Annotated in this window: 7 protein-coding genes; 2 read left to right on the top strand and 5 right to left on the bottom strand. The window is 64.7% G+C overall.

Annotated features, from left to right (window positions below):
* On the top strand, window positions 1-1,956 hold a 1,956-nt coding region (gene uvrA, locus RMO57_RS01305; RefSeq protein WP_310383508.1), incomplete at its 5' end, for an excinuclease ABC subunit UvrA.
* A 19-nt stretch (window positions 1,957-1,975) separates the two neighbouring features.
* Here the strand turns inward: uvrA and RMO57_RS01300 are convergent.
* Entirely contained in the window at window positions 1,976-2,704 is a 729-nt protein-coding gene (locus RMO57_RS01300; RefSeq protein ID WP_310383506.1) for an MHFG family PEP-CTERM protein, read from the bottom strand.
* A 374-nt stretch (window positions 2,705-3,078) separates the two neighbouring features.
* On the opposite strand from RMO57_RS01300, the gene RMO57_RS01295 reads away from it, so the two are divergent.
* Window positions 3,079-3,474 carry a response regulator gene (locus tag RMO57_RS01295; RefSeq protein WP_310383505.1) on the top strand — a complete coding sequence of 132 codons (396 nt, stop codon included), beginning with the start codon at window positions 3,079-3,081 and terminating at the stop codon, window positions 3,472-3,474.
* 85 nt (window positions 3,475-3,559) lie between these two features.
* On the opposite strand, the gene RMO57_RS01290 is transcribed toward RMO57_RS01295, so the two are convergent.
* From RMO57_RS01290 to RMO57_RS01275, 4 genes are all read right to left on the bottom strand, one after another.
* Window positions 3,560-4,003: an SWIB/MDM2 domain-containing protein gene (locus RMO57_RS01290; RefSeq protein WP_310383504.1), complete on the bottom strand. Its 444-nt coding sequence runs from the start codon at window positions 4,001-4,003 to the stop codon at window positions 3,560-3,562.
* A gap of 252 nt (window positions 4,004-4,255) precedes the next feature.
* Window positions 4,256-5,380: an alpha-hydroxy acid oxidase gene (locus RMO57_RS01285; RefSeq protein WP_310383503.1), complete on the bottom strand. Its 1,125-nt coding sequence runs from the start codon at window positions 5,378-5,380 to the stop codon at window positions 4,256-4,258.
* Window positions 5,380-6,057: a Fe2+-dependent dioxygenase gene (locus RMO57_RS01280; protein WP_310383501.1), complete on the bottom strand. Its 678-nt coding sequence runs from the start codon at window positions 6,055-6,057 to the stop codon at window positions 5,380-5,382. Before RMO57_RS01280 ends, RMO57_RS01285 begins: the two co-directional genes overlap by 1 nt.
* A 26-nt stretch (window positions 6,058-6,083) precedes the next feature.
* A partial coding sequence (locus RMO57_RS01275; RefSeq protein ID WP_310383499.1) for a TonB-dependent receptor occupies window positions 6,084-7,958 on the bottom strand: 1,875 nt, incomplete at its 5' end.

Below are 7,958 nucleotides of genomic sequence, written 5' to 3'. Positions count from 1 at the left end.
AAGGGCTGGGACCGGCGCAATGCCTATACCTTCTCGATGCTGGAGGCGGTGGCCGCGCATTATCAGATCGACATCGACCAGCCCTTCGAGGAACTGCCCGAACATGTCCGGCACGCTTTCTTGCATGGTTCGGGCACCGAGGAGATTGCCTTTGTCTACCAGGCCGAGAGCACCGCCGGCGGGCCGAAGAAGCGCGCGCTGAAGCGCTCGCACCCCTTCGAGGGCATCTTGCCCAGCCTGGAGCGGCGCTTCAAGGAGTCGGACTCCAGCGCGGTGCGCGAGGACCTGGCCCGCTATATGGCGGCCAAGCCCTGCCCGCATTGCGAGGGCTCGCGCCTGCGCCGCGAGGCCCGCAATGTGGTGCTGCAGCCTGCCGATGCCGCGCCCGGCACCAAGGGCCGGCCGATTTATGACGTCGAACACTCGACCTTGCGCGACTGCCTGGTCTATTTTGAAGGCCTGAAGCTGAAAGGCTCCAAGGCCGAGATCGGCGACAAGGTGGTGCGCGAGATCACCTCGCGACTGCGCTTTCTGAATGACGTTGGCCTCAATTACCTGAGCCTGGATCGCAGCGCCGATACCTTGTCCGGCGGCGAGGCGCAGCGCATCCGCTTGGCCTCGCAGATAGGCTCGGGGCTGACGGGGGTGATGTATGTGCTGGACGAGCCCAGCATCGGCCTGCATCAGCGCGACAACGACCGCCTGATCGCGACGCTGCGGCGGTTGCGTGACCTCGGCAACACGGTGATCGTGGTCGAGCATGACGAGGACGCGATCCGCGCGGCCGACTATGTGCTGGACCTCGGCCCCGGCGCCGGCGTGCATGGCGGACGCATCATGTCGCAGGGCACGCCCGAGCAGGTGGCGGCCGACCCGAATTCACCGACCGGGCGCTATTTGTCCGGCGTGGCCAGCATCGCGGTGCCAACCGAGCGCCACCGCGTCGACCCGCAGGCAGCCCATCAAGCGCTCAAGATCGTCAACGCCCGCGGCAACAACCTGCGCGGTGTGACGGTCGAGATCCCGGTCGGCCTGCTGACCTGTGTGACCGGCGTGTCCGGTTCGGGCAAGAGCACCTTGATCAATGACACGCTCTACACGGCGGTCGCCAAGAAGCTGTATCAAAGCCATGCCGACCCGGCGCCGCATGACCTGATCGAGGGCCTGGAGGCGTTCGACAAGGTCATCAATGTCGACCAGAGCCCGATCGGCCGCACGCCGCGCAGCAACCCGGCCACTTATACCGGCTTGTTCACGCCGATCCGCGAGTTGTTTGCCGAAATGAATACCGCGCGTGAGCGGGGTTACGGCCCCGGACGTTTCAGCTTCAACGTCGCCGGCGGGCGCTGCGAGGCCTGCCAGGGCGACGGCGTGCTGAAGGTCGAGATGCACTTTCTGCCCGATGTCTATGTGCCTTGCGACAGCTGCTTCGGCAAGCGCTATAACCGCGAGACCTTGGAGGTGCTCTACAAGGGCAAGAACATCACCGAAGTGCTGGCGCTGACGGTCGAAGACGCGCACCAGTTCTTCAGCGCCGTGCCGACGCTGGCGCGCAAGCTGCAGACGCTGCTGGATGTGGGTCTGGGCTATGTGAAGTTAGGTCAGAGTGCCACCACCTTGTCGGGCGGCGAGGCGCAGCGGGTCAAGCTGGCACTGGAGCTGAGCAAGCGCGACACCGGCCGCACGCTCTACATCCTGGACGAGCCGACCACCGGCCTGCATTTCGCCGACATCGCTTTGCTCTTGAAGGTCTTGCACCAGCTGCGCAATGCCGGCAACACCATCGTGGTGATCGAACACAACCTCGACGTCATCAAGACGGCGGATTGGGTCATCGATATGGGGCCGGAAGGCGGCTCGGGTGGCGGCCAGTTGCTGGTCGCGGGCACGCCTGAGACGGTGGCCGCCCACGAGGGCAGCCATACCGGGCGTTATTTGAAGAACCTGCTGCGCTGAGTCCAGCGCACACAAAGCTTCAGAGGTATTTGCGGCGGCGGGCGATCAAGCCGACCGCCAGCAGGCCGGCCACCAACATGGCCCAGGTGCCGGGCTCGGGCACCGGCGGCGCGATCGGGCCGGGCGGCAGGCTGGGAATCAAACCCCCGCCGCCGCCGCCGATACCGCCCCCACCACCGCCGCCACCACCCAGGCCAGGCAAACCGCCCGTGGGAGGCGCCACACCCGGCGTCAGCAAGCCGCCCTCAAAGCCGGAGCCGCCTGCGATCTGAGCAAAGCTTGGCGAGCCGGCCAACGGGCCTGCCGCCGTGGGATCCATCTCCAGGGGCGTTTCGTTGTCCTGCGTCGACGAGGCCAAGCTGCTGCCGCCGCCCGGCCCGGCCGTGCGTGGCGCGATGCGTTGAATGCGGCTGACATTGCGGCAAACCGTCGGCACCAGCACGCACTGACCTTCTTCGCAATAAACCAGGCCGCGCTCTTGATAGGCCTGCGTCCACTTGACGCGGCTGACCGTCTTGCAGACGTTGTTGGCGCCGAAATGCATATCGGTGATGGCGCTGCCGTATTGGGCCTGGCCCTCAATGCTGTCGCGCTTGATGGTGACCAGCTCGTCGTAATCGCGCTTGAGCATGCGCGCCTTCAGCTTGGCCCGCACCGGGGCAGGAATGTCCTTGTAGCGGTCGACGGCCGCCACCACGTCGCCCATGTAGGGGTTGACGCCGGGCTTGTCCCATGAGCAGTTGGGCAAGGTCGCGCCTGACGCTGCTGTGGAGGCGGCAAGAGCAATCGATGCAAGCAAAGACATTTTTTGAGATTCCGTCAGATTTAGCCCGTAGGCTTCGGGCGGCATTGCCGCCGCTACTTTCAATTCACCGTGGATTGCGCAAAGCCGGTAAAAACCACGCTTTTCCGGTGATCGGTCATAGAGGGAGTGTAATAACCCTAGGTTGATAGAGATGGGTTTGGGATTGACAGATCAGTCTAAGAGGTGGTTTAAGTCACGATTTCTTTGAAATAAAGGGGCTCAGACCTATGGCCGGCGCTGTGTCGGCCTTGCTGGGCTCAAATCGCTGCTAATCTGCTCAGGCTTCGTAGCCGATACCCACTTCGCTGAAAACAACCATGTCCCCGGCACCCGCCCGCTTCGTGCTTTATGTTGAAGACGATCGCATCAACATCGTGTTGATGGAAGAGGTCTTTCGGCGCTTGCCCGAGTGGCAGCTGGAATGCGCCGAGGACGGTGCTCAAGCGCTGAGCCTGCTGGAAACCCTGCGGCCGGACTTGCTGCTGATTGATATGAATCTGCCCGATATGAGCGGCCTGGACTTGCTCGCACTCCTGCGCAGCTCGCCCCAGCATGCTGGCCTGCATTGCGTGGCGCTATCGGCCGACGGCCTGCCTGATCAAGTCGACGCAGCGCGGGCCGCCGGATTCAGTGACTACTGGTTCAAGCCCTTTGATGTGATGCAAATGGTCGTGGCGCTGCGGGCGACGCTGGCCGAGCCGAGCAAGGCATAAGCTTGAGACGAAAAAAAGCCCGGACGACCGGGCTTTTTGGATGGCTGCCGGCCGCCGCGCAAATGCGGCACGGCCAGCTCACGCATTACTTCAAGTGACTGTTGATCAGCTTGGTCATTTCGAACATATCGGCCTTGGCCTTGCCGAAGATTTCCTTCAGCGCCGCGTCGGCCACGATGATGCGCTTTTGCACGGCGTCTTGCAGATCATGCTTCTTGATGTATTCCCACACCTTCTTGGTCACCTCGGTGCGCGGCAGGGCGGCCGCGCCAACGATGGCGGCCAAGGCGGCGCTGGGGGTCAAGGCCTTCATGAAAGCAGCGTTCGGGGTGCGCTTCTTGGCAGGAGCGGCATCCTTCTTGGCGGCCGGTGCTTTCTTGGCCGCGGGGGCCTTCTTGGCCGCCACTACTTTCTTGGCCGGCGCAGCAGCCTTCTTGGCGGCCGGAGCCGCGGCTACTTTTTTCGCCGGTGCGGCTTTGGTGGCCGGAGCCGCTTTCTTAGCGGGCGCGGCCTTCTTTGCAGTTGCCATTTAAATTCTCTCCATCAAAGGTTGTTGATGTGCTGGGACTGGGTGAAGGCCGCATAAGCCTTCAATTCTCTCTAGCACCTAGCAGGGGCGATGGTACTGCGGCACTCGCGGCTTGAGAAGGCTTTCACAGGGGAAGCGAGGCCAATCTGACCTCGAAATGCACGTTGTTTACCCTTGGTGTCGCGGCCATGCGTCACTTGCTGCGCCAAAAGCTGACATTGAGCCTTGACGGTATCCGCTGCAAGGCGCTTTTCAACGCGCGTGCCAGAGGCAATCCGAGTCGATGTCGGCCACGGTCTTGCAGCCGCACAAGGCCATCGCGATCTCGAATTCGTCCCGCAACAAGCGCAAAGCATGAGCCACTCCCACGGCCCCGGCCGCCGCCAACGCGTGCACATAGGGGCGGCCCAGTAGCACCGCATTGGCGCCCAGCGCCAATGCCTTCAGCACATCGGTGCCGCGCCGGATGCCGCCGTCGACCAGCAGCGGGAACTCGGCCCCAACCGTGGCGCGCAGGCGCGGCAGCATTAGCGCCGTGCTCGGCAGCGTGTCCAGCGTGCGCCCGCCATGGTTGGAAACGATCAGGCCGGCGACACCCTGCTGGCGCGCCTCAAGCGCATCGGCGGGATGGCTGACGCCCTTGAGCAGCAGCGGCAGGCGGCTGTGCGCGCGCAACCATTCGACTTGCGCCCAGGTTGCCGCACCCGGCATCAGGCCGTCGAACAGCGTGCTTTGGCCGGCTGCCAGCTGCAGCACCTGCTTGCGCCCGCCGAGATTGACGGCGCGCACATCGGCCGGCAGCTCGAAGCCGGCACGGCGCTCGCGGTCGCGGGCACCGTGCACGGGCGCGTCAACGGTCAGCACCAAGGCCTCGTAACGCGCCGCCTCGACGCGCTGCAACAGCTCCCGCATGAAGCCTGGATCGGGCCGCCAATAGAGTTGAAACCAGAGCGGCCCGGCCTCTGCTTCGCTGTCCATGGCTTGCGCCACCGCGTCCAGGCCGACGCTGGCCTGCGCGCTCAACACCATGCCGACGCCCTGTGCCGCTGCCGCGTAGGCGACGGCCAGCTCGCCGTCCTGGTGCGCCAGGCGCTGATAGGCAATCGGCGCCAGCAAGACCGGCAGGCTGAGCTCGCGCCCCAGCAGGATTGAGCGGGTATGGCCGCCGGCCAGATCGCGCAGCACGCGCGGCTGCAGCAGCAGGCCGTCCCAGGCCGCGCGATTGGCGCGCAGCGTGATTTCATCGGCCGCACCGCCGTTCAGATAGGCCCAGGCCTGTTCGGTCATGCGTGCCTTGGCCGGCGCTTCGAAGTCGGCCAGATTGGCAATGCCGTCGGGCAGGGCTTGCAAGAGCGGGTGCAAAAGCGGCGTGGCCATCAGGTGTCGGCCCACATGCGCAGGAGGTTGTGATAAGTGCCGGTCAGCTGCACGGTGGCCGGGCTGTCGCCATGCTGCTCGCGCAAGCGCATCAGGCTCATGTCCATCTCGTAGAGCAGGCGGCGCTGCTCATCGCTGCGCACCATGCTCTCGATCCAGAAGAAGCTGGCCAGGCGGGTGCCGCGCGTGACCGGCTCGACCCGGTGCACGCTGGTGCCGGGGTAGACGAGCAGATCGCCCGCCGCCAGCTTGACGCGCTGCTCGCCGAAGGTGTCGGCAATCACCAGCTCGCCGCCCTCGTAGTCGCTGGGTTCGGCCAGGAACAAGGTGGCGCTGATGTCGCTGCGCACCCGCTGGCCCGCCACATAACGGATCGCCTGATCGACATGATCACCATAGTGGTTGAGCTCGCCGCCGTAGCGATTGAACAGCGGCGGCAAGATGCGCTTGGGCAGGGTGGCCGAAAAGAACAGCGGGTGCCGCTCCAACGCGGCCAGCACCAGGTCCTGCAGCTGCCGCGCCACTTCGCTTTTGGGCGGCAACTGCTGGTTGTGCTTGGCCTGGGCCGCCTGGGAGCCGGCGGTCAGTGAACCGTCTTCCCACGCGGATTCGTCAAGCCTTTGACGAATCTGCCTCAGCATTTGGGCGTTCATCACGGCGGGAATGCGGATCAACATGAGCGAGTCTCCAGGTCGGCAATGGGTCAGAACTTCAGCGAGCCGGTCAACGCCAAGGTGCGACCGGCACCGGGAATGTAGTGTCCGGTATAGAGCGAATCCGCATACAGCTTGTCGGTCACATTGCTCAAATTGGCCTTGAGCGTGAACCTGCCAGGCAGCACCGCGTACTCGGCCATCAGGTCACCGGTGACGAAGGCCGGGGCCGACCAACCCGGGTTGCGGTTGGGCGTCTGCGAGCTGCGTGCGTTCAGGCCGGCGCCAATGCGCAGCGCCGTTGTCAGCTGATAGGTGCTCCACAAGGTGCCGGTGTGACGCGGGCTCAGCGAAGGGCGCGCGCCCTGCAGCTCCGCGCCGGGGCTGGGCGCCGCGATGTCGATCTTGGCGACCGGCATCCACATATAGCTGCCGAACACTTCCCAGCCCGGCAGGATCCGGCCGGTGAAGTCGGCCTCGAAGCCGGCCGCGTGGCGTTTGCCCGACAGCGTCACCAGATTGACCAGTGGATCGGTGTTGCGCTCATGCCGTTTGGTGGTCTGGAAAATCGCAAAGCGGCTGCTCAGCTGGCCGTCGTTCGAATCGATCTTGGCACCCAGTTCCAGGTTGACCGACTGTTCCGGCGGAATGTCCTGGTTGGCGGCACCGAGCGAGTAGGCGTCGCCCGAGGTGTTGAAGGACGAGGCCGCCGAGGCGTGGAAGGACATGCGCTCGTTCGGCTGGAACAGCAGGCCCAGGCGCTTGCTCCATTCCGACACCTTCATCCGGTAGTTGCTGGTGGTGACCGGACCGGGCGCGGCGTTCGGGATGGTGAAGGTGTCGTAGTCGCCCTTCAGATAGTCATAGCGCAGGCCGGCCAGCAGCTTCCACTGGTCGGCAATTTGCAGCAAATCTTGCGCATAGACGCCGGCAGCGCGCGAGCGGTACTCGCTGGTGGTGCGCAGCACGCGCTTGCTTTCATCGATCCAGGCACCATCGTTCGGGGTGCCTGCCGTGGTCGTTGGCTTGATCAAATTGACGCCGCCTTGGGGCCCGCTGCGGGCGCCGTAGACCTGCTTTTCTTCCTGCGCAAAGTCGACGCCGGCCTGCACCTCATGGCGCAAACCCAGGGCCTGGAACTTGCTGCTGAGATCACTTTGAGCGTGGAGGGTCTGCATGTCTTGCATCTTCAGCTGGGTGCCGCGTGACAGCACGGTGGCGTCGCTGAAGTTCGCACCCGTCACGGCCACGCCGCCGGGCTGCAGCGAAGCACCGGCGACGCGCACGGTGCCGGCGCGCTGGTCGCGGCTGAAGTTGCCGCTGCGAATGCGCGTCACCAGCTCGGTCGAAAGGTTGAAACGGTGCGTGTGGCTGAGGGTCAGCTGGTCGGCCGTGCCCTTGTTGCGGTCGCTGGCCATGCCGTAATAGGCGTCGGGGGCGACCGGCAGCAAGGTTGTTTGATCGATCGTGGCGGTGGCACTCGGGCGAATCCAGGGCATGCCGTAATTCATGCCGTTGTTGTTGTCCAGGTGATAGATGCTGGCCGAGAACTCATTGACTTCGCCGATGCCGGTGCGCAAGGTGGCGGCCACGCCGGCCTTGTCCAGCGCGCTGCCGGCGCCGTTGTTGTCGGCCTTGGTGACCATCAACCCAAAGCGCACGGCCGAGCTTGCGCCGGTCTTGACATTGAAGTCGCCGACCACGCGCCCATAACTGCCGCTGGCCACGGTCACGTCGAGCTGGTTTTCGTCCATCAGACGTGGCAGCTTGGTCACCAAGTTGACGGCGCCGCCGGTCGAGCCACGGCCAAACAGCATCGAGGCCGAGCCACGCAAAAGCTCAACCCGGTCGAGGAAGAAGGTGTCGCGGTCATAAAAAGCCGGGTCGCGCAGACCGTCCACGAACACGTCGCCGGTCGACTGCAG

Source organism: Roseateles sp. (assembly GCF_031397715.1).
Lineage (GTDB): Bacteria > Pseudomonadota > Gammaproteobacteria > Burkholderiales > Burkholderiaceae_C > Paucibacter_A.
Note: the sequence above shows the minus strand (reverse complement) of the source record. Positions and strands in the feature narration are given on the sequence as shown.